21 protein-coding genes and 1 pseudogene are annotated in these 24,961 nt (G+C 58.1%); 17 read left to right on the forward strand and 5 right to left on the reverse strand.

The genetic code is table 11. From position 1 onward, the window contains the following. Positions 1–10: 10 nt before the first annotated feature. From ftsY to AEP_RS07905, 6 genes are all read left to right on the forward strand, one after another. Complete coding sequence (ftsY, locus tag AEP_RS07880) at positions 11–1,207, forward strand: signal recognition particle-docking protein FtsY (protein ID WP_087494873.1); 1,197 nt, start codon at positions 11–13, stop codon at positions 1,205–1,207. 72 nt (positions 1,208–1,279) lie between these two features. After that, positions 1,280–2,479, forward strand: coding sequence for an ABC transporter substrate-binding protein (locus tag AEP_RS07885; RefSeq protein WP_087494874.1), 1,200 nt, complete (start codon positions 1,280–1,282; stop codon positions 2,477–2,479). A 122-nt stretch (positions 2,480–2,601) separates the two neighbouring features. Further along, entirely contained in the window at positions 2,602–3,222 is a 621-nt protein-coding gene (locus tag AEP_RS07890; protein ID WP_087494875.1) for an OmpA family protein, read from the forward strand. A 14-nt stretch (positions 3,223–3,236) separates the two neighbouring features. Beyond that, positions 3,237–4,121 carry a patatin-like phospholipase family protein gene (locus AEP_RS07895; protein ID WP_232459958.1) on the forward strand — a complete coding sequence of 295 codons (885 nt, stop codon included), beginning with the start codon at positions 3,237–3,239 and terminating at the stop codon, positions 4,119–4,121. Between the two features lie 76 nt (positions 4,122–4,197). Then, the gene (locus tag AEP_RS07900) at positions 4,198–5,532 is read left to right on the forward strand and encodes a PDC sensor domain-containing protein (protein ID WP_157673080.1); all 1,335 of its coding nucleotides are present in this window, start codon (positions 4,198–4,200) and stop codon (positions 5,530–5,532) included. 24 nt (positions 5,533–5,556) lie between these two features. After that, a complete protein-coding gene (locus tag AEP_RS07905; RefSeq protein WP_232459959.1) occupies positions 5,557–6,666 on the forward strand; it encodes an SMP-30/gluconolactonase/LRE family protein in 1,110 nt (369 codons plus the stop codon). Positions 6,667–6,673: 7 nt separating this feature from the next. On the opposite strand, the gene AEP_RS07910 is transcribed toward AEP_RS07905, so the two are convergent. Beyond that, the gene (locus AEP_RS07910; RefSeq protein ID WP_087494877.1) at positions 6,674–7,558 is read right to left on the reverse strand and encodes an EamA family transporter; all 885 of its coding nucleotides are present in this window, start codon (positions 7,556–7,558) and stop codon (positions 6,674–6,676) included. A gap of 69 nt (positions 7,559–7,627) precedes the next feature. On the opposite strand from AEP_RS07910, the gene AEP_RS07915 reads away from it, so the two are divergent. Then, complete coding sequence (locus tag AEP_RS07915; protein ID WP_087494878.1) at positions 7,628–8,299, forward strand: alpha/beta hydrolase; 672 nt, start codon at positions 7,628–7,630, stop codon at positions 8,297–8,299. Further along, positions 8,299–9,561 carry an Hsp70 family protein gene (locus AEP_RS07920; protein ID WP_087494879.1) on the forward strand — a complete coding sequence of 421 codons (1,263 nt, stop codon included), beginning with the start codon at positions 8,299–8,301 and terminating at the stop codon, positions 9,559–9,561. The genes AEP_RS07915 and AEP_RS07920 overlap by 1 nt, the downstream gene beginning before the upstream one ends. Positions 9,562–9,637: 76 nt before the next feature. Here AEP_RS07920 and AEP_RS07925 read toward each other — a convergent pair whose 3' ends face one another. Beyond that, entirely contained in the window at positions 9,638–10,237 is a 600-nt protein-coding gene (locus AEP_RS07925) for an NUDIX hydrolase (protein ID WP_198301914.1), read from the reverse strand. Next, a complete protein-coding gene (locus AEP_RS07930; protein ID WP_087497248.1) occupies positions 10,227–11,159 on the reverse strand; it encodes a LysR family transcriptional regulator in 933 nt (310 codons plus the stop codon). The genes AEP_RS07925 and AEP_RS07930 overlap by 11 nt, the downstream gene beginning before the upstream one ends. A 100-nt stretch (positions 11,160–11,259) precedes the next feature. Between AEP_RS07930 and AEP_RS07935 the strand changes: the two genes are divergently transcribed. The 3 genes from AEP_RS07935 (at position 11,260) to AEP_RS07945 (ending at position 13,786) form a co-directional block, all read left to right on the forward strand. Then, positions 11,260–11,682, forward strand: coding sequence for a DoxX family protein (locus AEP_RS07935; RefSeq protein WP_087494881.1), 423 nt, complete (start codon positions 11,260–11,262; stop codon positions 11,680–11,682). A 95-nt stretch (positions 11,683–11,777) separates the two neighbouring features. Further along, the gene (locus tag AEP_RS07940) at positions 11,778–12,641 is read left to right on the forward strand and encodes a pirin family protein (protein WP_087494882.1); all 864 of its coding nucleotides are present in this window, start codon (positions 11,778–11,780) and stop codon (positions 12,639–12,641) included. Positions 12,642–12,667: 26 nt separating this feature from the next. Further along, positions 12,668–13,786, forward strand: coding sequence for a patatin-like phospholipase family protein (locus AEP_RS07945; RefSeq protein WP_087494883.1), 1,119 nt, complete (start codon positions 12,668–12,670; stop codon positions 13,784–13,786). Between the two features lie 92 nt (positions 13,787–13,878). On the opposite strand, the pseudogene katG reads toward AEP_RS07945, so the two are convergent. Next, a pseudogene (gene katG, locus AEP_RS07950) lies at positions 13,879–15,864 on the reverse strand (catalase/peroxidase HPI); the annotation flags it as partial. 408 nt (positions 15,865–16,272) lie between these two features. Here katG and AEP_RS07955 point away from each other — a divergent pair. From AEP_RS07955 to AEP_RS07980, 6 genes are all read left to right on the forward strand, one after another. Next, entirely contained in the window at positions 16,273–17,316 is a 1,044-nt protein-coding gene (locus AEP_RS07955; RefSeq protein WP_157673081.1) for a site-specific integrase, read from the forward strand. Further along, positions 17,317–18,924, forward strand: coding sequence for a tyrosine-type recombinase/integrase (locus tag AEP_RS07960; RefSeq protein WP_087494885.1), 1,608 nt, complete (start codon positions 17,317–17,319; stop codon positions 18,922–18,924). Then, entirely contained in the window at positions 18,921–21,437 is a 2,517-nt protein-coding gene (locus tag AEP_RS07965; protein ID WP_087494886.1) for a hypothetical protein, read from the forward strand. Before AEP_RS07960 ends, AEP_RS07965 begins: the two co-directional genes overlap by 4 nt. Continuing rightward, on the forward strand, positions 21,430–21,873 hold the full coding sequence (locus AEP_RS07970) for a hypothetical protein (RefSeq protein ID WP_087494887.1): 444 nt from the start codon (positions 21,430–21,432) through the stop codon (positions 21,871–21,873). Before AEP_RS07965 ends, AEP_RS07970 begins: the two co-directional genes overlap by 8 nt. A gap of 92 nt (positions 21,874–21,965) precedes the next feature. Next, positions 21,966–22,397: a DUF6262 family protein gene (locus AEP_RS07975; protein WP_087494888.1), complete on the forward strand. Its 432-nt coding sequence runs from the start codon at positions 21,966–21,968 to the stop codon at positions 22,395–22,397. Between the two features lie 188 nt (positions 22,398–22,585). Continuing rightward, the gene (locus AEP_RS07980) at positions 22,586–24,589 is read left to right on the forward strand and encodes an ATP-dependent DNA helicase (RefSeq protein WP_087494889.1); all 2,004 of its coding nucleotides are present in this window, start codon (positions 22,586–22,588) and stop codon (positions 24,587–24,589) included. 41 nt (positions 24,590–24,630) lie between these two features. On the opposite strand, the gene AEP_RS21345 is transcribed toward AEP_RS07980, so the two are convergent. Beyond that, positions 24,631–24,888 carry an integrase core domain-containing protein gene (locus AEP_RS21345; protein WP_087494890.1) on the reverse strand — a complete coding sequence of 86 codons (258 nt, stop codon included), beginning with the start codon at positions 24,886–24,888 and terminating at the stop codon, positions 24,631–24,633. Positions 24,889–24,961: the final 73 nt, after the last annotated feature.

The raw sequence follows: 24,961 nt of genomic DNA on the forward strand, positions 1-24,961 counted from the left end.
AAACACCCTCATGTTCAGTTTTTTCAAAAAGAAATTCCTTTCTTCGTCCACTCCGGCCTCTGAGGCGGTAGCGCCAGCCGCTACACCTGTAGCGGACGAAGTACCGGCGCAGGCCTCCGATGCCCCAGCAGAAGCGGTTAACGCCCGGGTAGCACCGGTCACAAGCACCCCCAGTTCTACCCCTGCCCCGCCCGCACCAGAACCCGCGAACGCGGCACCCGCCAGTACCGGCTGGGGCTCCGGCTCGCTGATCGGCAGCGCACTGGTGGCGCCTATCGAGATTCCTGAGGCTCCGGCTACCCCGCCCGAACGCCAGAAGTGGCTGGACAAACTCAAGGCGGGCCTGGGCAAAACAGCCAGCAGCATCTCCGGCGTGTTCGGCGGCAGCCAGATTGATGAGGCCTTGTATGAGGACCTGGAAGGCGCCTTGCTTATGGCCGACGCCGGCGTGGCCGCCACCCAGTTGTTGACGGACGCACTGCGCAAAAAGGTCAAGGCTACCGGAGTGACCCACCCTACGGCGCTGAAGAACATCCTGATCTCCGAGCTGACCGAACTGCTGCAGCCGCTGCAAAAGCCGTTGGTGATCGGCGAACACACGCCCACCGTCATCATGGTGGCAGGTGTGAACGGTGCGGGTAAAACCACCAGCATCGGCAAGCTGACCAAGCACCTTGCCGACAGCAACGCCAGCGTGTTGCTGGCCGCAGCGGACACATTCCGCGCCGCTGCGCGCGAGCAGCTCACCGTCTGGGCGGACCGAAACACCGTGGAAATCGTAAGCCAGGAAGGCGGCGACCCCGCTGCCGTGAGCTACGACTCGGTGACCGCCGGCAAGGCACGGGGCAAGGACGTAGTGCTCATCGACACCGCAGGCCGCCTGCCCACGCAGCTGCACCTGATGGAAGAGCTGAAAAAGATCAAGCGCGTCATCGGTAAAGCAGACGGCACGGCACCGCACGAAGTGCTGCTGGTCATCGACGGCAACACCGGTCAGAACGCCGTGGCCCAGGTCAAAGCATTTGACGACGCACTGGGTCTCACCGGCCTGATCGTTACCAAGCTCGACGGCACTGCCAAGGGCGGCGTGCTTGCAGCCATCGCCCGGGAGCGCCCCATTCCGGTCTACTTCATCGGTGTGGGCGAAAAGCTTGACGAGCTGGAAACCTTCAACGCTCGGGAATTTGCGCAGGCCCTGTTGGCTTAAGCCCCGTCGTGGGCAAGGTGTAAGAAACGGGCTTATCGTCCGACCCATTGTTTTCCTCGGACAACCGGAACCATGAGCTTATCCATTCAACGCCGCCAACTTCTTGCCGCCTCTGCAGCATCAGTAGCGCTTCCCGCCTTTGCCCAGTCCACCCCCGCTTGGTCGGCCATCGAAGCCAAAGCTAAGGGGCAGACGGTGTACTTCAACGCCTGGGGCGGGTCGGAGACCATCAACGCCTACATCCAGTGGGCCGCTGGTGAGGCGCAGAACCGCTTTGGTGTGACCGTGCAGCACGTCAAGATTGCCGATGCGCCGGACATGATCAAGCGGGTGCGAAACGAGAAAGCTGCGGGCAAAACCAATGGCAGCGTGGACCTGGTGTGGATCAACGGTGAGAACTTTTTGACCATGAAGCGCGAGGGCCTGCTCTTCGGGCCATTTGCTGAGAGCCTGCCCTCGTACGCCAAGGTGGACGTGCAAGGCAAGCCCACCACACGCCTGGACTTTGCCGAGCCCACCGATGGCCTGGAAGCCCCCTGGGGCATGGCACAGCTGACCTTTATGGTGGACAGCAAACGCACCCCCAAGCCGCCGCAAAATCTGGCCGAGCTGCAGGCATTTGCCAAAGCCAACCCCGGCCGCGTGACCTACCCGCGCCCGCCCAACTTCCACGGCACCACCTTCCTGAAACAGGTGCTGATGGACGTGAACGCCAACCGCGACGCGCTCTACAAGCCCGTCACGCCCGAAGCCTTTGCCAAAGCCACCGCCCCCCTGTGGGCCGCGCTGGACCAGATACACCCACACCTGTGGCGCGGCGGCAAGCAGTTCCCCAACAACGCAGAGGCTATCCGTCAGATGCTGGCCGATGGCGAAGTGGCTCTGGCCCTCACCTTCAACCCCAACGACGCTGCGAACGAAATAGCCGCCAAGCGCCTTCCTGTAAGCGTGACCAGCTATCAATTCAGTAGCGGAACCATCGGCAACACGCACTTTGTCGCCATCCCTGTGAACGCCACTGCCAAAGAGGGTGCCCAGGTATTTGCCAACTTTTTGCTCAGCGCCGAGGCCCAAGCCCGCAAGGCCGACATCGCCGTGTGGGGCGACCCGACCGTGCTCGCACTGGACAAGCTGAGCGCTACCGAGCGGGCGGCATTTGCCGCCAAGCCCCTGCCCGGCCAGGTAGAAAAGCCAGCGCCCGCCATCCCCGAGCCGCACGGCAGTTGGGTGGATGCGCTGGAGAAAGAGTGGACCAAGCGCTACGCTGGGTGAGAAATAGTTCGCACAAAAGCGGACTATTTCAAGCGCTCTCGGCAATCCGGTAGACAGATCTGAAGCTCTGCCCGTTCAATGCGGGCTGGCCGGTTGGCGGCCATTACTTTGGATCTGTTTGCATGTCTTTTTTCACACGCTCTTCCCGGGTGGCGCACCTAGGCGCCACCGTTGCCTTCATCACCCTTGCAGGCGCAAGCCTCACTGCCTGCCAACAAGCTCCTGTGATACCCGCAGTGCCGGTCTACAGCGGACCGACCTTGCCGATTGCACAGTCCGATCGCGGCGTACAAATCTTTTTGCCCAGCGCGGCTTTGTTTGAATCCGGCAAGTCCAGCTTGAACGCCACCGAATCCGCGGCCTACATGCAGCGTGTGGCTCAGCTCATCAACACCAAGACCGACAAAAATGTGGTGCTCGAAGGGCACACTGACAACGTCGGCAACGAAGGCTTGAACCAGGAGCTCTCAGAAGCCCGCGCCCGCAGCGTGCGCGAAGCGCTGCTGGCCCAAGGTGTGGACGCCAAGCGCCTGAGCACCAGTGGCTTTTCCTTCAAGCGCCCCGTCGCCTCCAACGCGACCGACGAGGGCCGCAAACTCAACCGCCGTGTGGAGGTGGTGATCCTGGAAGAAAAGGTAGAGAACATCACCCGCGGCGAAGCGCCCAACGCGTTTGAGAACGCGTGGGATCGCCTGAAGGCCATGATGGACAAAGGCCTGATCCAACCGGTGTTGGCGCAATGATGGAGCGCCACACCATGCAACGCCGCGCGTTCAACTCCACACTGGCCAAGGGTTTGGCGGCAGCCTCAGCAGCCACGTTGGCAGGCACTGCCGGCGCGCAAACTGCCCAAAAACGGGGAGGCAAATTGGGTCTTGTGCTGGGCGGCGGTTCAGCCCGAGGCTTTTCGCATATCGGTGTACTCAAAGCACTGGAAGAAAGCGGCTACAAGGCAGACGTGGTGGTGGGCACCAGCGCGGGTTCACTGGTGGGCGCCTTTTATGCAGCGGGCTATACGCCTTGGCAAATGGAGGAAGTGGCCCTCAAGGTGCGCGACATCGATGTGGCCGACCTGAACTCGGCCAACAAACGCGGGATGTTTGCCGGCGAAGCACTGCAGAAGTTGGTGAACGACTACTTACGTCAACAGCCCATTGAAAAACTCAAACTCACCTTCGGCGCAGTCGCCACCAACCTGCACAGCGGCGAGGCGGTACTGCTCCGCTCGGGCGACACCGGGCAGGCCGTGCGTGCCTCCAGCGCCATCCCCGGCGTCTTTGTACCTGCACAGGTCGGCGGCAATGAGCTGGTGGATGGCGGCTTGGTCAGCCCGCTGCCCGTGCGTTTTGCGCGGGCCCTGGGTGCCACACAGGTCATCGCGGTCGACGTGGGCACCAAACCGCAAAACAATGTGGGCAACGGCCTGTATGAAGTCATCCTCCAGTCTTTCGAGATCATGGGTCGCGCGCTGACCAACCTCGAAGCAAAGGAAGCCGACTTTCTCATCCGGCCGGACACCTCGCGCTTCAGCAGCACCGACTTTGGTGCCCGCAAAGACCTGATCCAGGCCGGTTATGTAGCAGGGCGTGCTGCACTGGCAGAGCTCAATCGCAAAGTGGCCCCCAATGCCAAAGCCGGCTGAACCGGCCAGCGCGCAAACCTGACCGTTCGCGAATTGCGGGCCCGCGCAAGCGGTGGCCTGGCCCACAATGGCAGCCATGCCAAACACAGCACCCGCACCTGAAGCGCCCGCGCTCAACGCCCGAGGGCTCACGCGCAAACACCACCTGAGCCTGGTCCTTGTGCTGGGCGGCTTGGCCTTGGTACTGCTGCTTGGCAGCTGGAGCCTGTACAGCCGCCAGAAAGCGGCCCTGACCTGGGCCCTGAGTGCACAAGGCGAACAACTACAGCTCGCTCTGAATGACACGCTCGACGCTGCCCGCCTGCACGCCATGGGCATGCGCCAAAGCGCTGAACGCAACCTGCGCCAACCCCTTTTTAACGACAGCAGCCTCGCGGAACGGCTGGAGCGCCGCAACCTCGCGCCGCTGCGGGATGCACCGTGGGATCGCATGCCGCAAGACCTGGCAAAAGACATGGGCGCCGTTCACACCTACCCCGCCGCCAGTGGCGACTACCGGCGCGAACTCAATGCGCCGCTGGGTGCGCTGGGCCAAGCGGTGGCCGCACACAGCCAGCAGCAGCGCTTGGCCTGGAGCTACTTTTTTGACGCCCAGAAGCGCTGGCGTTGGGTGTATCCGGCCCAGGCCCGGGACGAAGTGCTGATCGCCACCGGCAAAGCCGACATGGGTGCAGCCCTGCCGGTGCTGTGGGATGCCGCAGGCTTGGATGCAGCGGGACCGGCTCGCAACCCGCAAAAGGAACCGGTGTGGTCTGCGCCGCACACCGACCCCTTCAAGAAAATCACTGTCGTTTCTACATTGGCCCCGGTGTACGTGGGTGAAGCCTTTGTCGGTGCCATGGGAACCGACCTGAGCCTAGAAGCCCTTGGCACCGTCATGCAACAACGCCCGCTGGCCATGGGGCAGGCTTGGGTGATCGACAAAGAAGGGCGCGTGCTCGCCAGCAGCGACACCAAGGCAAGCACCCCGCCCTCCGGCCCTTACACCACAGAAGCAGGCTGGCTGCGCTATGTCTTGCGTGGGTCACCGTTCAGCCTGGTGATTTATGCCCCATCCAGCGTGGTAGCCGGCCACACCTTGGGCAAGCTGATGCCCATGCTGGTCACCGGTCTACTGGGCTTGTTGGCAGCAGCGGGCACTGCACTGTGGCTCAGCCGCCAATTCACCTTGCCTGCCCTGCAGTTAGCCGATTACGTACAAAACGCCGAGGGCCCCAACATCAAGCGCCCACCCAAAGTGCCTGCCCTCTGGAAGCCCTGGTTTGACCGGGCTGCGAGAGCCGCCCTGGACCGGCGCGACCAGGTCATGCACCACCACCAGCGCAGCAGCCAGCTCGAAAAGCAGATCATCCAGCTTGAAGCGCAGCTTCGCGCACGCGACAACAAGGGCCAGCAGCCTCACTCAGAATAGGCGCTCCTGAACGGGAGACACGCCTTGAAAAAAATTGCTCTATTCGTTGCCGCCGCCTTGGGCCTGGTGCTGCTGTACCTGTTGCTGTGGCCGGTACCCGTCAGCCCCGTGGTTTGGAATGCTCCCGCTGCTCCGGGCTACACCGGCCCGCACGCAGTTAACACACTGCTTGGCAACTTGCAGATGATTGACTTGCAAGGTGAGGTGGGCCCTGAGCACATCCAGTTCGGCCGCGACGGCAAGCTCTACACCACCGTGGCCAGCGGCAACATCTTGCGCATGGAGGCCGATGGCACCGCGCAGCAGGTATTTGCCAACACCGGCGGCCGGGTGCTGGGCTTTGACTTTGATGCGCAGGGCAACCTGATTGCAGCGGATGCTGTCAAAGGGCTGCTCTCCATCGCGCCGGATGCGAAGGTCACCGTGCTCACTAATACGGTGAAGGGAGACCCGATCCGCTATGCGGATGCAGTGGTTGTCGCCAAAAACGGCAAGATGTATTTCAGCGATGCATCCACCCGCTTCGCACCCAAAGACTGGGGCGGCACCTTCGAGGCCAGCGTGCTCGACATCCTGGAGCAAGCCAGCACCGGCCGCATTCTGGAATATGACCCTGCCACCAAAGCCACGCGCCTGGTCGCCAGCGGCTTGAGTTTTGCCAACGGTGTGGCGCTGAGCGGGGACGAACAGTCCTTGTTTGTGAACGAGACCGGTAAGTACAGGGTCTGGAAAATTGCGGTGAACGCTAACCAGCTCGATGTGCGCACTCTAGACACCCAAGCCCATGCGCAAGCCCAAGTACTGCTGGATAACCTGCCCGGCTACCCCGACAACCTGATGCGCGGCCTGGACGGAAAAATCTGGCTGGGCTTTGCCAAGCCCCGCAACCCGACCGTCGACAACATGGCCGGCAAACCCTGGTTGCGCAGCCTCACCTTGCGTTTGCCGCGTGTGCTGTGGCCCATCCCCAAGGCCTACGGCCATGTCATCGCCTTCACCGAAGACGGCAAAGTAGTGGCCGACCTGCAAGACCCGAGCGGCAGTTACCCCGAAACCACAGCGATTACCGAAACCAAAGACCGCTTGTATGTGCAGAGCCTGCACGCCCACGGTCTGGGCTGGTTGCCCAAGTAAGGCAGATTTACTGCACCAGCCCTGCCGCCACCGCCGGCGGCTCGCGTTTGGCCGTGACTGCGCTGCCGGCCGCCGCACCCATGATGAACACAATCGCCCACCACTGTGGGGAGCTGAGCTGTTCATTCAACATCACCAAGCCCAGCAAGGCTGCCACCGCCGGCTCCATGCTGGTCATGATGCCGAAGGCCTCTTGCGGCAGGCGCTTGAGGGCCACCATCTCCAGCGAGATGGGTATGGCACTGGAAATCGCCGCCACCACCAGACCGATCAACAAAACGTGTGGATCCAGTAGTGCCGTACCGGCGTGCCAGATGCCGAAGGGCACCACCGTGATTGCAGCCACCGTGAGCCCCAGCGCCACCGAGTGGCCTGCATGCAAGTGGCCCACGCGCTTGCCGAACACGATGTAAGCACCCCAAAACGCGGCAGCGGCCAGGGCATAGAGCACGCCGGTCGCGTCCAGCGCCTGCACATTGCCGCCGAAGGGCAGCAGCAATCCCAGCCCCGCAATCGCCAGTACCAGCCAGACAAAGTCCACCGGCTTGCGCGACGAATAGAGCGCCACCGCCAAAGGTCCCGAAAACTCAATCGCCACCGCAATGCCAAACGGAATGGTGCGCAGCGACATGTAAAACAACAAGTTCATCAGCCCCAGCGCCACGCCGTAACGCAGCAGTGACATGCGGTCGGCCGGTGCCAACGCCCAGCGCCAAGGCCGCCAGATCAACAAGAGCAACAGTGCTGAAAAGCCCACGCGCAGGGCGGTGGTGCCCAAGGAACCAACCACAGGAAACAACTGTTTGGCAATCGATGTGCCCAGCCCCAAGGCCGTGACAGAACCCAAAACCGCCAGCAATGGCAGCACATGATGAAAACGGTGTGAAGACATGCCCTGACGATAACCGGTGCAACTCAGGTATAAACCCGTCTCCTCCCATCGACTACCCCATCCCGCGCCATGACTGCCCTGCTCTCTTGCATCGAACTCGAATCCGCCCCCAACCCCATGGCTGCCGTCATCTGGATGCACGGGCTGGGCGCCACCAGCGATGACTTTGCAGGCCTGGTGCCCGAGCTGGATTTGGACGGCTGCCAGCCCATCCGCTTTGTGTTTCCGCAGGCGCCCAGCATCCCCATCACCATCAACGGTGGCTACGTGATGCCCGGCTGGTACAACCTGTATGGCATGGATCTGGTGAGCAAGCAGGATGCAGCGGGCATCCAGCGCTCCGAGGAGGCCATTGCGGCGCTGGTGGAGCGCGAAGTGGCGCGTGGCATTCCCTATGAGCGCATCGTGCTGGCGGGTTTTAGCCAAGGCTGCGCCATGGCGCTGCACACCGCGCTGCGCTTGCCCCACCAAATTGCAGGTGTGATGGCCTTGTCCGGCTACCTGCCGCTGGCAGACCGCTTTGCCGCCGAGCGCAATGCTGCCAACGCGAGTACCCCCATCTTCATGGCGCACGGCACCCAAGACCCGGTGGTGATCCTGAAACGCGGCGAAGACTCGCGCGATGCCTTGGCGTCCCTGGGCCACAAGGTGCAGTGGCACACCTACCCCATGCCGCACAGCGTGCACCCGCGCGAAGTAGCAGACATTGCCGCCTTCTTGAAGCAGGTACTGCCCGCTTGATGGAGACTGCTCGCCCCTTGGTGCTGGGCATTGACTTCGGCACCTCGAACTCCGCCTGCGCACTGATTGACGCGCAAGGCGCCTTGCAGGTGATCCCGCTGGATGACGCCAAGGCTGAAATGCCCACCGCCCTGTTTTTTGCCAGTGAAACCCACAGCGTGCTCTATGGCGCTGACGCCATGCAGGCCTACCTGAATGGCACCGAAGGCCGCTTGCTGCGCTCCCTCAAAAGCCTGATGGGCAGCCGCCTGATGGACGAATACACCGCCGTGGGCGACAAGAGCATCCGCTTCTTTGACATCGTGGTGCTGTTCTTCAAAGAGCTCAAGCGCCGCTGCGAAGCCCATGTGGGCCAGCCCCTGACCCACGCCATGCTGGGCCGCCCGGTGCACTTTGTGGACGACGATGCCGAGCGTGACCAGCTGGCCCAAGAGACACTGGGCCGCGCCGCGCTGGAGGCAGGCTTCACCCACATTGCCTACCAGCTCGAACCCATTGCCGCCGCGCTGGACTACGAGCAGCGCGTAGCCAAAGAGACTACGGCTCTGGTGGTGGACATTGGCGGCGGCACCTCCGACTTCACCGTCATCCGCCTCAACCCTGAGCGCAGTGCGGTGGGCGACCGCTCGGCAGACATTCTGGCCACCACCGGCGTGCACATTGGCGGCACCGACTTTGACCGCCTGCTCGACCTCGCCACCGTGATGCCCCACTTGGGCTACAAGCACGTGGGCACCGGCGGTCGCATTGTGCCCAGCAGCGTGTTTTTTGACCTGAGCACCTGGCACCTGATCCACCAGGCCTATACCCGCAAGTCCATGCACTTTGCCAAAGAGCTGTGGACCGACTACACCGACCAGGCCCTGCATCGCCGCCTGATGGACGCGCTGGAAGAACAGCACGGCCACCGCATGCTGGCCAGTGTGGAAGCCGCCAAGATTGCCTGCTCCATCAGCGGCGACAGCGCCGTCGTAGAGCTGGACTTTCTGGACCGCAGCTTGGCCCCCACCGTGGACGCGGCGAACATGGAAGTCGCCTTGCACGCCTCGCTGGCGCAGGTAGTGCAATGCGCTCAAGACTGCGTGGCCGTTGCGGGCTTAAGCGCTGTGGACGCGGTGTACCTCACCGGTGGTTCATCCGCACTGCGCACGCTAATAGCAGCGCTGCGCCAAGCCATGCCCGAAGCCACGCTGGTGGAAGGCAACCGGTTTGGTGGCGTGGCCGCCGGGTTGGCGTGGGCGGGTGCGGTTCACCCGTATTGATTTGCTATTTATTTAGGAGCTGCTCGCGCACATTCCACAAGCGCTAGCGGCACTTTTTACAAAAAACCACGAATACTCAAAGAGCAAGCCGCAGCTTGCTCACCAGCCTTTCAAAACGCGCACTCGGCAGCGACAGCAAGGCCTCACGCGCCACCCAGCGCACCCCACGCACCTCTTCCCACTGCGGGCTCAATGGAGCGGACGCATCGCCCCGGAACAGGTACAAAAAGTCGTGATGCACGTGCGCGCCCTCGCCTTTGGCGGGGTTGGCAGGAATGGCGTGGCTATCGATGTCGATCAGTGGCGCATCCAAGTTTTGGGTAGCAGACTGAGCCAAGCGCACGTTCACGCCCGTCTCTTCCTCCACCTCCCGCGCGGCAGACACGTCCAGCCGGTCCAGGCCTTCGTGGTGGCCGCCGGGCTGTAGCCAGCGGTTCAAGGTGCGGTGGTGGATGAGCAGCACCTTGTCTACCGCCGCGTCGTACACCAACCCGCTGGTGGTGATGTGACCTTGCATGTTGGCCCGTGAAAACGGGTCTGCGAACGTGTCGGCAAGCAGTTCGGCAATGGCCTTCAAGCCTGCGGATTCAGCGGGAAAGTGGGCTAAGTACTTTTGCAGTTCAGCGAGGGCGTGTGCCCGGAGGTCGACAGGATTGGCCAAGGTGTCAGGCAGCATGTGGGTCTCCCAGTGCCGCATGCAGCATCTCAATAAACACCCGCGTCTTGGGCGGCATGAGTTTGCGGCCGGGGAAGACGGCGGATATGGGCATGCGGGGGAAACACCAGTCGGGCAGGATGCGCACCAGTGCATTGCGGCGCGCATCGGCCTGGGCAAACACATCAGGCACTGCACCTATGCCGGTGCCCGCCAGCACCAAGCGCAACAGCAGGTCCGGCGCGTTGGCCGCAAAGCGACCGGGCGGTAGAGCCGTCCACTCCTGCTCGCCGTTCACAAGGCGCCAAGGCATGGGCTCCCCGGTGCCCCCCAGCAAGCGAACCGCTTGGTGCTGCAGCAGGTCTTGCGGCACTTGGGGTGTGCCGTGCTCAGCCAGGTATTGGGGCGAGGCATACACCCCGGTGGACATGAGGCTCAAGCGCCGTGCAGCGAGCAGGCTGTCGTCCGGCAAGGCGCCGATGCGCACCGCCACGTCAAAGCCTTCACCGAGCAGGTCCACCCGGCGGGCGGACAGGTCCAGCTCCAGCGAGATGTCGGGATACATGGCCACAAAAGCGCCCAGCATGTCGGCGAGCAACAAGTGGGCAATGTCGGCCGGCATGGAGACGCGCAATCGCCCGGTGGGCGTGGCCTGACGGCGCTCGCTCAAAGCCGCAACCGCCTCCACTTCCAGCACTACCTGTTTGGCATGCTCCAGCAGTTGCTGGCCGAACTCGGTCAGCGTTTGGCGGCGCGTGGTGCGCAGCAGCAGGCGCTCGCCCAAGCGTTGCTCCAGGGCCGCGAGCCGGCGCGACACGCTGGACTTGGGCAGTCCCACCTTGTCGGCCGCACGACTGAAGCTGCCCAGCTCAGCCACGCGGGCAAAGATGAGCAGGTCGTTCGGGTCGATGGCGGTAGTCTGGAGTGTGCTTGATTGTTCCATAGTGACAACAATCATATCCATTTTATGGGATTTTCAGGCAGATTGGTGAGGAATACAGTTCAACCATCGCAAACAACTTCCCTTTTGAAAGGAAACCATCATGTCCTCCAGCAACACTTCCACTACCGCTCAAAACGCACTCAACCTCGCAGGTCGTGTGCTTTTGGCTGCCCTGTTTTTGCCTGCCGGCATCAGCAAGCTCACCGGCTTTGAAGGCACCGTGGGTTACATCGCTTCCGTCGGTTTGCCGCTGCCCGCGGTCGGCGCTGTGCTCGCTCTGCTGGTGGAAATCGTCGGCAGCGTGGCGCTGATCGCCGGCTTCGGTACCCGAATCGCAGCGCTGGTGTTGGCCCTGTTCACGCTGGTGGCGAGCTTCTTCTTCCACGCTTTCTGGGCTGTGCCTGCTGACCAGGCCTTCATGGTGCAACTGCTGTTCTTCAAGAACGTGGCAGTGGTCGGTGGCTTGTTGGCCTTGGCGGCCAACGGCGCCGGCGGCTGGAGCCTGGACGCACGCCGCGCCTAAACCCGGTACGGCCCGGCCCGACAGGTCGCTCGCAGCACATTAAACACAGGCCGCCCTTTGCGGCCTGTGAGTCCGTATCCACCAAGGAGATCACCATGACAGTTCAACAATCACGCACCATTGAGCGCCTGGTGGCTGGGCAAGCCACCTCGGATGGCGCAGGCGTCAAGCTCACCCGGGTATTGACCCAAAACCTGCAACACCGTCTGGACCCCTTCCTGATGCTGGACGCCTTTGGCAGCGACAACCCGGATGACTACATTGCCGGCTTCCCGGAGCATCCCCACCGCGGGTTCGAGACCGTGTCGTACATGCTCAGCGGTCGCATGCGCCACCGCGACAGCGCGGGCCACGAGGGCTTGGTTACAGACGGCGGCGTGCAGTGGATGACCGCGGCGCGCGGCGTGATCCACTCCGAAATCCCTCAGCAGACCGAAGGCCGCATGGAAGGCTTTCAGCTCTGGCTGAACCTGCACAGCAGCGAGAAAATGGGCGCCCCCTGGTACCGCGACATCCAGGCGACCGACCTGCCCAAAGTTACTACCGACGAAGGCGTACAGCTGACCGTGATTGCCGGCGAAAGCCATGGCACCGTGGGCGCAGTGCAGCGCGAGAAAACACAGCCGCTGTACCTCGATGTGCACATGCCTGCCGGCAGCACCTTCAGCCAACCTCTCCCCGCCACGCACAACGCGTTCATTTATGTGTACCGCGGCGAGGTACAAGTGGGCGAGAAGACTGTGCCCGCCCAGCGCATGGCCATCTTCAGCAACGACACAACCAGTGATGGCATCAGCATCACCGCCAGTGTGGATGCCAAGTTCCTGCTGATTGCCGGCAAGCCCCTGAAAGAGCCCATCGTGCAGTACGGCCCTTTCGTCATGAACTCGCAACAAGAGATCTATCAGGCGCTGAGCGACTTCCGGGATGGGGTCTTGGGTGCGCCGTCAGCCGCTTGAATGACTCCTTGCCCTAAGCTTGGGCCATGACTGACTCCACACGCCACGCTGCGACGCCCCCCATCGTCAACCTCGCCCTCCAGGGCGGAGGCTCACACGGGGCGTTTACATGGGGCGTGCTGGACGCACTGCTCGAAGATGGTCGACTGGACTTTGAGGGCATTAGCGGCACCAGCGCCGGAGCCATGAATGCGGTGGCGCTGGCCCACGGCTTTGCACAAGCCGAAGGCAAATCGCGCAAAGGGGCCAGAGACAGCGCCCGCCAGTCGCTGGCAGACTTTTGGGAAGGCGTGGTCAACATGGGCGCACTCAGCAGCACCCTGGCCGGAGCCCACAAGGTGCCCTTCGACTTGCTATTCGGAGGGCTCTCTGCCCTCACCGGCTCAGCCTCCCCCAGTCAGATACTTTCCGACGCAGTGACCAGCTTTTGGACGCAGGCCGTATCTCCCTACCAAAGCAACCCGCTGGACATCAACCCCCTTCGCACCTTCCTGGAGCGGCAAATGGACTTTGAGCGTCTGGCCGCCTACCAGCCGCTCAAGGTGTTTGTGGTGGCTACCAAGGTGCGCACCGGCAAGGCCGAGATTTTCTCGGGCAAGCGGCTTACCGCAGATGCCGTGATGGCTTCCGCCTGTCTGCCCACGGTGTTTCAGGCGGTGGAGATCGAAGGTGAGCATTACTGGGATGGGGGCTACGCCGGCAACCCCGCCATCCATCCGCTGATTTACGAGTGCCAGAGTCCGGACGTGATGCTGGTGCAGATCAACCCCATAGAGCGCCACAAGCTGCCCACCACGGCCGCCGGTATTCTGGACCGGCTCAACGAAATCACTTTCAACTCAGCATTGATTGCCGAGATGCGCGCGATCGACTTTGTGAAGCGCCTGCTGGCAGAAGGCAAACTGGACCCCGCGCGCTACAAGAATGTGCTGATGCACCGGATCGATGGCGGTGGCGCGCTGGAGGCCTACCCCGCTTCCACCAAGTCCGACACTGACGCCAAGCTCATCCACGCCCTGCGGGACTTGGGCCGCGCGTCTGCCAATGAATGGCTAAAAAAGCATGTGGGAGCCATCGGGGTGGAGTGCAGCATCAACATCGCTACCGATTACCTCGACGACCTGCGGGTCCCGACCTCAGGCTGATGCAAAAAAACCCGCTGCATGACCGACGTACCGGCAACACAACGGGGTTGTAGGCCGCCACCCGAAGGCGGCGGCAGTCACCATCACTTAGCTCAGACGAGGTCGAAACGGTCCAGGTTCATCACCTTGGTCCAAGCGGCCACAAAGTCACGCACAAACTTGGCTTGTGCATCGTCCGTGGCATACACCTCAGCCAAGGCACGCAACTGTGAGTTGGAACCGAACACCAGGTCCACCACAGTGCCTGTCCACTTCAGGGCACCGGTTTTGCGATCACGGCCTTCCAGTACGCCGGATTCAGAGGCCTTGCTCCACTTCGTACGCATGTCGAGCAGGTTCACAAAGAAGTCGTTGCTCAGCGTTTCAGGACGGGTGGTAAACACACCATGCTGGGCCTGGCCCACATTGGCGTTCAGGGCGCGCAGGCCACCGACCAGCACCGTCATCTCGGGTGCGCTCAGGGTGAGCAACTGGGCCTTGTCGAGCAACAACTCGGCAGCCACGCCCTCAAACCCCTTGTGGGTGTAGTTGCGGAATCCATCGGCCATCGGCTCCAGCACCTGGTAGGACTCCACATCGGTGTGCTCTTGCGAGGCATCCATGCGGCCGGGGGCAAAAGGCACGGTCACGGCTTGACCCGCTTTCTGAGCGGCCGCTTCCACCGCAGCGCTGCCTGCCAAGACAATCAAGTCGGCCAACGAGATCTTCTTGCCGCCGCTCTGGGCCGCGTTGAAGGCTTGCTGAATGGCTTCGAGCTTGCCCAAAACTTTAACCAGCTGCGCAGGCTGGTTGGCCGCCCAGTCTTTGGCGGGGGCCAGGCGGATGCGGGCACCGTTGGCACCGCCGCGCTTGTCGCTGCCGCGGAAGGTAGAGGCAGAGGCCCATGCGGTACTCACCAACTCCGAGATGCTCAGGCCGGAGGCCAGCACTTGGGCTTTGAGGGCAGCCACATCAGCCGCATCGACCAGCGCATGGTCCACTGCAGGGATAGGGTCCTGCCAGCTCAGCACCTCGGAGGGCACCAACTTGCCCAGGTAGCGGGCACGGGGGCCCATGTCGCGGTGGGTGAGCTTGAACCAGGCACGGGCAAACGCGTCGGCAAACTCGGCCGGGTTCTGATGGAATCGGCGCGAAATCCTCTCGTACGCCGGGTCCATACGCAGCGACATGTCGGCCGTGGTCATCATGGGCGGGTGCTTTTTGGACGGGTCGTGCGCATCCGGAATCATGTGCTCGGGTTTCACGTTCTGGGCGACCCACTGGTGCGCACCGGCAGGACTTTTAGTCAGTGCCCACTCGTAGCCGAAGAGCATGTCGAAATAGCCGTTGTCCCAGGTGGTGGGGTTGGGCTTCCAGGCGCCTTCGATGCCGCTGGTGGTGGTGTGCACACCTTTGCCGCTGCCCAGCTTGTTGATCCAGCCGAAGCCCTGCTCTTCAATGCCTGCCGCTTCGGGCTCAGGGCCCACCAGAGTCGGGTCGCCAGCACCGTGCGCTTTACCAAAGGTGTGGCCGCCGGCCACCAAGGCGACAGTTTCCTCGTCGTTCATGGCCATGCGGGCAAAGGTTTCGCGCACATCACGGCCGCTGGCCACGGGGTCGGGCTTGCCGTCCGGACCTTCTGGGTTCACGTAGATCAGGCCCATTTGCACAGCGGCCAGCGGGCTCTCGAGCTTGCGGTCACCGCTGTAACGGCTGTTTTCCTTGTCGCTGGTGGCCAGCCACGCCTTTTCAGCACCCCAGTAAATGTCCTGCTCGGGTTCCCAGATGTCTTCACGGCCACCAGCGAAACCGAAGGTCTTGAAGCCCATGGATTCCAGCGCTACGTTGCCAGCCAGGATCATCAAATCTGCCCAAGAGAGCTTGCGACCGTATTTTTGCTTGATGGGCCACAGCAGACGACGTGCCTTGTCGAGGTTGCCGTTGTCCGGCCAGCTGTTGAGCGGCGCAAAGCGTTGGCTGCCGGAGCCGGCACCACCACGGCCATCGGCCGTGCGGTAGGTGCCGGCCGAGTGCCAGGCCATGCGCACCATCAGGCCGCCGTAGTGGCCCCAATCGGCGGGCCACCAGTCTTGTGAATCACATGGTGAATATATAGTGCTAACGTCAGAAAACCGGCAAACGCACTGTTCACAATGTTTTCAAGAGTTATCTGAAAAAAACAATGTACTTTTTTACAAACCGAATAAAATACTTTCACTCACTATAGATTGAGTAATTTAATGAAGCTGTATCAGTCCGACTACCAATGCCTGATGTTCCATGCCGACGGTCGTGTTAACTACCCCTTCAGTCGCTTCTTGACTGCGGAGTTCGATAACCCACACACCAGAGAACTGGTATCCCAAGCACTTCGGATTCTTCAAAAATTTCTAACTGCTCACTGCATCGAGTTAGCGGTGCGTGCGTTGGAAGGGCGATGCCTCAGCGGCCGAGAATGCGAAAATCTTGCAAGCTTGTGCTATCTACCTCTCACGGTGATAGATGTCATGTCCACCAGAAAAGTGGTGTCGATAACCTCAGCCATCGCCGGTCCCGCGCCAGCAAAATCAGCCAAATCGGTCTCGCGCAACACTGTACAGAAGCGCCTGCTGTATATCGCGGCATTTCTTCGCTTTTACCTCACTGAGTTCCTAGATCCATACCTGCGATCTTCAAGCCTACGTGCCGAATTGCGTGCGAGGTATGACGAGACCAGACGAAAAATCGGGAATAAAGTGTCCGGTACAAAACAAGTACACCATCTCAAAATTAAATCCCTGCCCGGAGATCGATTCGTTCAACTGATCCGCTTGGCCGTACTGGAACCTCAGCGCCTGTTTATGACGAATAAGGCGAAACCTTGTGCGACCCTTCTTCGGGACCGGGCAATATTTCTCTTGGCTTGCGAGGGACTTAGGCCTGGAACCATAGCAAATATCGCAATGGAAGATTTACGACTAGACAGTGGGTACCTAGTGATAAAAGACAACCGGAGGCGTCGTATGGGACGACTAAATACAGGTACCCCCAAACTCAAACTTGGGGCAAGTACTCGCACCAATAGTGCGTCAGAGACGATGATTAAGCTCTGCCCTTGGACTTCCAAGGCAATTCAATCCTACTTACAGGATGAGCGAGAACCGATCCTCTCAAAGCAACTAGCTAACCTCAGCCGAGGCTTTCTGTTTCTAGCCGGCACCGGAAAGCCAATCGGGCATCGCTCATCTGTCACGAAATTGTTCAATCGCGCAGGCTCGCGGCTGCGCGAGCTGAGCCTGCTTGATGTTGGGAGTGACCCCTACTTCCACGACAAAAAGCAGTACGACTTCTACGGATATGTCCTGCGACACAGTGCTGCAACGTTCTATCTTAGATCGCGAGGCAACAACGACGCGACGATATCTGAGATGAGGACGCGGTTCGGTTGGACTGAAAAAAGTGCGATGCCCCAACTCTATGCCAAACGGGCCGAGAGTGAGATTTCAGACGGAATTCTTATGAAGATGTACCACGACATCAGCGAAGAAATGCTCGCCGCTGGAAAGGCCTGAATGAATCTGATGCACAAGATAGCCGGCAATACGGTCGCTGCCTGGGACGATCTAAATCCATTGCGATGGACCATGACAGAGTCCAAGCCGGACGATTCCGGCAAAGACGCGAAAAATCGAAACTTGAAATTTGACTTCGACCTTTCATCGTTGAGTGATGGATACGACCTTCAATTCTTGCTAAACCTCAAGATGTTGCTGATTGAACACCATAAGCGTGTACAGCTTTCAACATTGAAAAGCTACGCTTTCGGCATAGAGAAGGTGCTAGCCGCGATGAAAGTACCGCCACCTGCCGCTCTTGTCACAAAAATTGATCGTATCTGGCTCGGGCGTCTACGACTCCTCAAGGACGACATTAGCCCTGAATACCTAAGCGACTTAAAAGTTATTTTTAACGCCCACCGTGACGGACCTATCTTCTCCTCAGACTTGGTACCCGCCGACTTTCCTCTGAAAAACACCGTCAAGGGAAAGTTTGGACAACGCATTGATAACATTCTGAAGGGAGTACTCACGCGCGCTGCACAAGTAGCTGTTCTAAAGGCGGCAGAAGAAGCCTACGAGATTGGAAGCATCGATCTTCCTAAATTTGCCTTTTTGCACACCGCATTCCACGTTTATGTGAGAACGAGCACGTACTGCAGATTGACTGTCTCAGACCTCATTGTTGACGAAAACCCCATATCGGGTGACACCAAATACTTTCTGGCCTTGCAGTTACGCAAGACCGGAATTGAACCGCCAATTAAAGAGCTGCGGGAAATTCACGAAGAGTTAGGCAAGATCCTGATCTCGCTGAGGGCTCACGTAATTGAAAGACATCGACACTTGTTCACCAAGAATAGGGATGAATCTAAAGCCCCCAATCAACCCGGAACCAATGCTCCCTGGACGGAAATTGAAATTGGCAAGCTCGCCCTTTTCCCGGCGCCAGGACTCGACTCCAACGGTATGTTCAAGAGCGCACATTCGCGAAATCACTACGGAGAGTGCACAGTTGCGAGCCTACATGAATCCTATTTGGAAAAGATTGTGAGACTTACGGGTTCAGCAAAATTCCACTTTACCGGCTTGCGGCACACTGTAGGCACACAACTGGCAACTGCAGGACTATCCGCGCAACAAATCGCAGCCGTTTTGAAACATGTTGCATCAACTACATGTCATGCCTACGTAGATATCGTATTCCAGGGACTGATCGATCAATTAAGTGACAGCATAGAGCCTGCTGCCCGTGAACATTTTCCTGTTGCATTTCGATCAAAGTTGGACAGCGTGAAGCCAGAGAAGGCTATTCGCAGTATCGACGAGACCACCGGGAAGGTCGAGCTCAATGGTGAGTGTGGCAGAGATTTGGCGTGTCAATACGCCCCCTTGGTGTGCTACGGCTGCCATCGTTTTATCCCATCTTACGACGCCGAACATGAGATCAATCTGCACCGAATCGATGCGGAGATTGAGGAGTACAAACAGCGTGGTCTTCCTTTCAACCACATGGTCGAACGCGCCAAGGATTGCCGCCGATACATCGCGTTAACCATTGCGGCGTGTCAGTTGAAGCGGAACGCAATCAATGAAGAACAGGTTGCGGGACGCAAAGAATGAGCAACATCACGGAAATAGATCTCTTCAAACAGACAAGAGCACTTAGCAATTGGTCGACAGACTGTCGGAAGCGAATCGAGGAGCGCTACCCGGGCGTTAGTTTCGATGCGACGATGTGGCCAGTCTATACGCTACACCGATCAACCGCCATGAACGTGTCACTGGTTCCTGGACTTGCAGACTTTGCAGAATGGGATCCAACTTGGAGCGTTGCTCTACGCTGTGTTGCGGCGGAGTTAGTCCTTTCCGACAACATTAAGGTTGTGGATATGGCCTTATGCGGTTTCCGGCTACTAAAGTCGGTTTCTGTGTCGACGCCTTTTGAATTGCGACTCGCAGACTTGCGTGAACTCGAAAAACACTGCTTGCGTCAAGCTAGAAAAAAACCTAGTAGCGCCGGAACTCAGATGAACAATCTGTCGTCGCTTACACAGGCGATCAACTTACTCTGCTCTAAGAATGTAACGAATTCCATACGGTATGTCATATCCAAGGAAGTAAAGGCACAACTCTCCGCCATGCAAAGGGAACACCGAGTAAAAGGCAGAGAAGAAAACATGGAAATACTTGATCGCAAGATTGAGGCTCTTAACGTGGCAACGCAGGCCATGCTGGACCGTGACCCTAGACTCACCCCGCTGGACGAATGTGCAATTGCACTGTTGAATTTGGAAATGTGCGCTCCAAGCAGAATCAACGAACCAATGTGCATGTCACTTGACGACTATGCAACTGTCGAGTGCTATGCCGAGAATCTCGATGGCAACGATGGCATAACCGTACAGAAATTCCGCTCGGCACAGCAACAATTGATTCTGAAAATGAAGGGCTCCAAGGGAGCCCAATGGAGCCCTAAACCAGCCCTCACCTTCATGATGACACTGTTCCACGAGTGTCGCGAGTTGATACTTGCTAAGGGTCAACGATCGCGCATGCTTGTAACGTGGTACGAACAAAACCCCACCCGACTCTACTTGCCACAAGAACTTGAGGGTCTGCGTGGTCAGAACCTTACTCAGGCCGACTTACAGAAGATCGTCTTTTTAGGCGAAGTACCCCAGCAATACGACAGCCGGGGACAGATCAAAATGAGTACAGAAATTGTAAGGAATGCATTTCAAGAACTCAAAGACCATATTGTCATTGAGTGCAACAAAGACCGACGGGGTCGAAATTGGCCATACAAAACATTGCCATGGAACATCATTGAGCCATGGCTCTTGCAACGTGTGCGAGCAGCCATGGAGTCGTGTAGACGTGTCACCGATAAGAACCGGTACGAAGGCATGCTATCAAGGATGCTTTGTCTCTTCGATGGGCATGACTATCCATTTTTACCCTCTGCCATGAAAGTCGACAGCATCCGAGAGAGGCTTCATGAGTCCCCCTCTCGCACGAGTCGCAGGGATCAACTGCATAAGTCCTCGGGCAAACCCAGAGAAGTAACTCTTTTCGCTCGTCTTGGTATCACCATGCCAGTAGCTGGAGTAGTGCAAACTGCCTATATCGACACACACGATCCACGGCGTTGGCTGACGACGCAGGCCATGCAAGCCCAAAATCGACTAAGCGATGTACTTATCAACAAGTGGGCGAACCGCCTCAACCTGGGTCAACTCGGGTCTTACGACTTCCGCAAGCCGGAAACAAAGGCCGAGCAGTCGGCAATGCCTGGTGTCAAGGAACTTGACGACCTAGCAAAGGGAATCGAGGCTGTACAGCGTGCCGAGAGGATGTACGGACTGGAAACAGCGCTCATCACAGTTGGAGACGCGGCCGTCACCACCTCCAGTCTCGACGCAATCGCAGAAGCCGTAGAGGGCCGTCCGGTAGCGAAAACCTCTGGCGAACTTGTTGTGGTCTTCCCCACACTCTGGGGATGTTGCATTCATGAGCATCACGTTGTCCCCTGCAGGTCATGGTCAACTTCGTGCACTACATGTGACCGCCACTTGGTTGTTAAGGGCCATCTGCCCACCAACGATGCATTAAGGGTTCGGCAAGCAAAGACCTATCAAATCATCCTCACACAGCTTGAAAAACTTATCACCGCACGGAATCGGAAAATCGCAGATGAGGCCGAGATGTTCGATGCACACTTGCTGCACCTCGCAGAACGCGGCTTGGATGCAAAGCAGATGGCAGACCAGTTGATTGAACAATTCAGCGACATCAGGGATAGCGTCAAAGACACGGTGTTTCGCGAACGGTTGCACGAAGCTTTCGTGAACCGAGGACTTCTGCAGCGCCTCGACGATAGTGACGTAGCGAGTGGCGCACTGATCAAGTACCACAATCCAACACGACACGGCTCACCTGGATTGGAGCGCGCGCTGGACGCTCACGGTGGACGTGAGCAGATCGAGCGTGAGAACCTGGCTCTGATAAGCCGCTTTCCTATCTTTGCACCAACCCAGCTCGGCCTCAAGGAGGACCCATCACGTCTAAGCTTTACGGAAGACGAAAAAACGGATGCCGTTACCCGACAGATAAGGACAGACAGCAATGGCTGAAGGCAAAGTCGGTCGCAAAGAGATCCTCACGAAAGAACTCGGCCTGCGCATCTGCAAGATGATCGAGCAGATGCCAGATCACCGGATTCCGGTCACTTGGGAAAACGTGAGTACGCTCAGCAAAAAACGGTTCGGGCACGGCTTTAATCGGCAAATGCTATCGCAGAAAACATGGGATGACCGAAAGCTCATTGCAGAGGCGTTCTCTGAAGCAAAAAACGTGCAGCGTCGCATGCGAAATGACGATGCTCCCAAGTACAAAACATCATCACGGACTGTACTACAGAAGCGGATCACAGACCTTGAATTGGCCAATATGGCCATGAAAGAGGAACTCGAAAAGGTCCGCTCTCAGCAGATGAGTCAATTGGATGCTTTCCTCACAACGCGCTTGGACTTGCGTAAGTTACTAGAAGACTCAATGAAAGACGATTGATTGCGAACAAAGTAAACGCCTGCGGGATCACGCGGGAAGTCAATGACCGAGGGAAGCCTAACAAATGCGACTCACCACCCTAGGAATCTCGTATGAGTGCGAAAACCGGCAGTAACGGAATCGCTATTGGTCAGGAGAACGTGCAGAAATACTTAAACTGGCACAGCCAAGTGGAGGACTTCAATCCATATGTTCGGCACGGAACCCTGAACGTTGCGCGAATTGCTCGAGAAGCCGGCCTAAAGCGGGATGTTTTCTATACCAATCCAAAGATCCGTAACGTGCTCTGGCCCAGCTTGGTCCGTCGGCTTGTGCAAGAAGGAGTACTTCAGGAGAAGGGAAAAAACCCGGCGGAGGTAATCTTCAGCAATTCCAAACGTTCAGGCATGGATGAAGCACTTATCAAGCAAATGCAGGGAGAAATTGAAGCCTTGAACACAAAGGTTCTTGAGCTACGGAAGCGGCTTGAACGGTATCAGGCATTGGACATGGTCTTACACACCACAGGAAGACTGCCTTGGTAAACTTTCGTGGAGATGAAAGCCATCTGATACGAGTTCTTTCAGTAATCGCACAAAACCGTAACGGTGCGATCCTAAGAGGACAATGCCTTACCGACTCCGGTGAAATAGTAGTCAGCCGCGAAGAAATTGTGGCTCGCATCCAAGGTCGCGGAGTGGCCGTGCCAGTTCTACCCGGTCAGTGGTGGGCAATGAAAGGCAAGATAAGCACGAAGAGGTTCATTAATGCGAGTGGCTACCTGACAGAGCAAGACCAATTGGAGGTGTTGCCAGGCGATGCAATACTGACATTGCCCTTAGGCGCGCACATCGTTGACTACCTCAATTGCAACCCCAGATTTAAAGGTGTTGGTCCTGCGACTTCGGACAAGTTGTGGAAGACCTTCGGGGACCACTTGGTTGAGAAATTGGATGCAGGAGATCGCGCGTCTCTTGAGAGAGTCGTAAGTCAAAGCAAAGCACTCGCTTTGGTCCGAGGATGGCAAGCGGAGCGGCTTGATAAGGTCATTCAATGGTTGGGCGCCAATGGATTGGAACCCGCGGTTAGCAGACGTATCGTGGCCCACTTTGGTGCCGAAGCCGAGGACAAGATTCATGAGAACCCTTATCGAATCCTGAGCTTTGCAGCAGGCTGGCGCGAGGTCGATGTCTTTGCAACCCAGAAGCTGGGAGTAGCCCGAACAGATGATCGCAGGCTCTCAGCTGCGGTGGAGGAATGCGTCTATAGACGATTTAATCGGGGCGACACTTGTGTTCCGTTACCCGATTTGATACGTGGGATTCGAAGGCTACTCACGGCGGAAAACACACAACAGCATGTTATTGACGCCGCCTTAGGGTTCTGTGAGCGCGCGGGACGCCTTTTCTTCGACCGGCAAGAAAATGCATACTCACCCGGTGCGTCGGTCTTGGAAGACCGCGTAGTGAAGTGCATAGTGTCTCGACAAGGTCATCTGAGCCCAGCGTTCAATGTGGATGAACTCATAAATGGGTATGAAACTCGGGAAGGCAATGGATGCCCACTTAACTCTGAACAAAGGGCTGCAGTTCACTTGGTGGCAGACCATCACTTTGCAGTAATCACCGGTGGTGCTGGGTGTGGAAAAACCACGGTTTTGAAGGCTGCTTGCTTGGTCTTGGAGGCGCAGGGCTACAAAATAATCCAAGTCGCAGCTGCAGGGAAAGCAACCAGGGGAATGCAAGAAAGCACAGGTCGTGCCGTTCAAACGATTGCATCGCTCCTCCAAGATGTCACTGAGGGAATGGTGATTGACTCCTCAGGTCCGGCAATAGGACATGCAATCCTGGTGTTTGAGGCAGACAAGGTGGACCTCATCACTTTCTCAGCACTGGTTAGGGAATTGCCACACACTGTAAAGCTCGTACTCATAGGGGACCCTCACCAGTTACCGCCTGTTGGACCCGGACTGATCCTACACAGTTTGACCAACGGTATCGTTCCCCACGTTGAGCTGAAAGTTGCCAAAGGCTACGAAAGCGAAATAAGCAATTTCGCAAACAGCATTCGGAACGGTGTCTTCCCCGAACTCCATGCGAATGGTCCCGTCCGATTTACTGAAATATGTGACTCCGAAATGGCTGAGTTTGCGTTCAAGGAGTATTTGTCTAGTCCAATGGACACAGTTGTTTTGTGCTCTACCAGAGCCTTGGCGAAGAACATTAATCAACGCGTCCAAGATGCACTAACCTCGAGCAGGAGTGAAGTAATGTTTCGGAGCAAGGAGACGGATTTCTGGGCAGCCACACGTTTGAGAGAGGGTGACCAAGTTATCTGTACCAGGAATAACTGGCACCTAGGTCTGCAACATGGATCCATGGGACGAATCGTATCCGTCGACCACCATGATGGTGATCAAATTGGCAAGATAGAGTGGGATGATGGTATTGTCCGCAGTTTCAATGAAACGCTATTGGATGACCTAAAACCTGCCTATGCACTTACTGTGCATGAATGTCAGGGCGCTCAATGGAAACGGGTGCTTGTCTGCCTGCCAAAAAGAAACAAAGTCGCAGATCAAACCCTTGTTTATACGGCAGTAACCCGAGCACAGTCAGAGGTACTAGTGCTTGGAAATCGTTTAGCGATACAAGAACAAGTTGGACGGAATTTGTTCATAAATCAGCGTTTCGTTGGCCTGTCAAAGCGCTTGGAAGTAACAAAGCTGTCAGCTTAAGCGATGATTCCAGTGAGAGCATCTTCGAATTGCTTCACCGCTCAGAAGTAGGGTTTGGGGAATTTTTGTAGACGGTGCTCGACAGGTGGAACTGAACTCAGAGATTTATGGGGCCGGTGATGGTTGGATCGAGGCAGCCACTCTGCTGTCATGTCTCTGAGCACTTGCAGAGAATCAAAATAGAAGCAGTCCAGCACTTCGGTGCGGCAGGTCCCGTTAGATCTCTCGACATTTACATTCTGGGCGGGATTCCTGGTTGGATTAAGTTCTGTGAGTATTTGCGCCAATTCCGCCAGCAAGTGTCAAAGCAATACCGCCATCCAATTGCATTGGAAATCCGCCACTACCCTAGTAAGAATTCCAGGCCAGTAG

It is taken from the genome of Curvibacter sp. AEP1-3 (assembly GCF_002163715.1).
Classification (GTDB): Bacteria; Pseudomonadota; Gammaproteobacteria; order Burkholderiales; family Burkholderiaceae_C; genus Allorhodoferax.

Coding starts and splice junctions, on each gene's coding strand:
- ftsY (WP_087494873.1), top strand. CDS start 11: ATGTTCAGTTTTTTCAAAAAGAAATTCCTTTCTTCGTCCACTCCGGCC.
- AEP_RS07885 (WP_087494874.1), top strand. CDS start 1,280: ATGAGCTTATCCATTCAACGCCGCCAACTTCTTGCCGCCTCTGCAGCA.
- AEP_RS07890 (WP_087494875.1), top strand. CDS start 2,602: ATGTCTTTTTTCACACGCTCTTCCCGGGTGGCGCACCTAGGCGCCACC.
- AEP_RS07895 (WP_232459958.1), top strand. CDS start 3,237: ATGCAACGCCGCGCGTTCAACTCCACACTGGCCAAGGGTTTGGCGGCA.
- AEP_RS07900 (WP_157673080.1), top strand. CDS start 4,198: ATGCCAAACACAGCACCCGCACCTGAAGCGCCCGCGCTCAACGCCCGA.
- AEP_RS07910 (WP_087494877.1), bottom strand. CDS start 7,558: ATGTCTTCACACCGTTTTCATCATGTGCTGCCATTGCTGGCGGTTTTG.
- AEP_RS07915 (WP_087494878.1), top strand. CDS start 7,628: ATGACTGCCCTGCTCTCTTGCATCGAACTCGAATCCGCCCCCAACCCC.
- AEP_RS07920 (WP_087494879.1), top strand. CDS start 8,299: ATGGAGACTGCTCGCCCCTTGGTGCTGGGCATTGACTTCGGCACCTCG.
- AEP_RS07925 (WP_198301914.1), bottom strand. CDS start 10,237: ATGCTGCCTGACACCTTGGCCAATCCTGTCGACCTCCGGGCACACGCC.
- AEP_RS07930 (WP_087497248.1), bottom strand. CDS start 11,159: ATGGAACAATCAAGCACACTCCAGACTACCGCCATCGACCCGAACGAC.
- AEP_RS07935 (WP_087494881.1), top strand. CDS start 11,260: ATGTCCTCCAGCAACACTTCCACTACCGCTCAAAACGCACTCAACCTC.
- AEP_RS07940 (WP_087494882.1), top strand. CDS start 11,778: ATGACAGTTCAACAATCACGCACCATTGAGCGCCTGGTGGCTGGGCAA.
- AEP_RS07945 (WP_087494883.1), top strand. CDS start 12,668: ATGACTGACTCCACACGCCACGCTGCGACGCCCCCCATCGTCAACCTC.
- AEP_RS07955 (WP_157673081.1), top strand. CDS start 16,273: ATGTCCACCAGAAAAGTGGTGTCGATAACCTCAGCCATCGCCGGTCCC.
- AEP_RS07960 (WP_087494885.1), top strand. CDS start 17,317: ATGAATCTGATGCACAAGATAGCCGGCAATACGGTCGCTGCCTGGGAC.
- AEP_RS07965 (WP_087494886.1), top strand. CDS start 18,921: ATGAGCAACATCACGGAAATAGATCTCTTCAAACAGACAAGAGCACTT.
- AEP_RS07970 (WP_087494887.1), top strand. CDS start 21,430: ATGGCTGAAGGCAAAGTCGGTCGCAAAGAGATCCTCACGAAAGAACTC.
- AEP_RS07975 (WP_087494888.1), top strand. CDS start 21,966: ATGAGTGCGAAAACCGGCAGTAACGGAATCGCTATTGGTCAGGAGAAC.
- AEP_RS07980 (WP_087494889.1), top strand. CDS start 22,586: ATGAAAGGCAAGATAAGCACGAAGAGGTTCATTAATGCGAGTGGCTAC.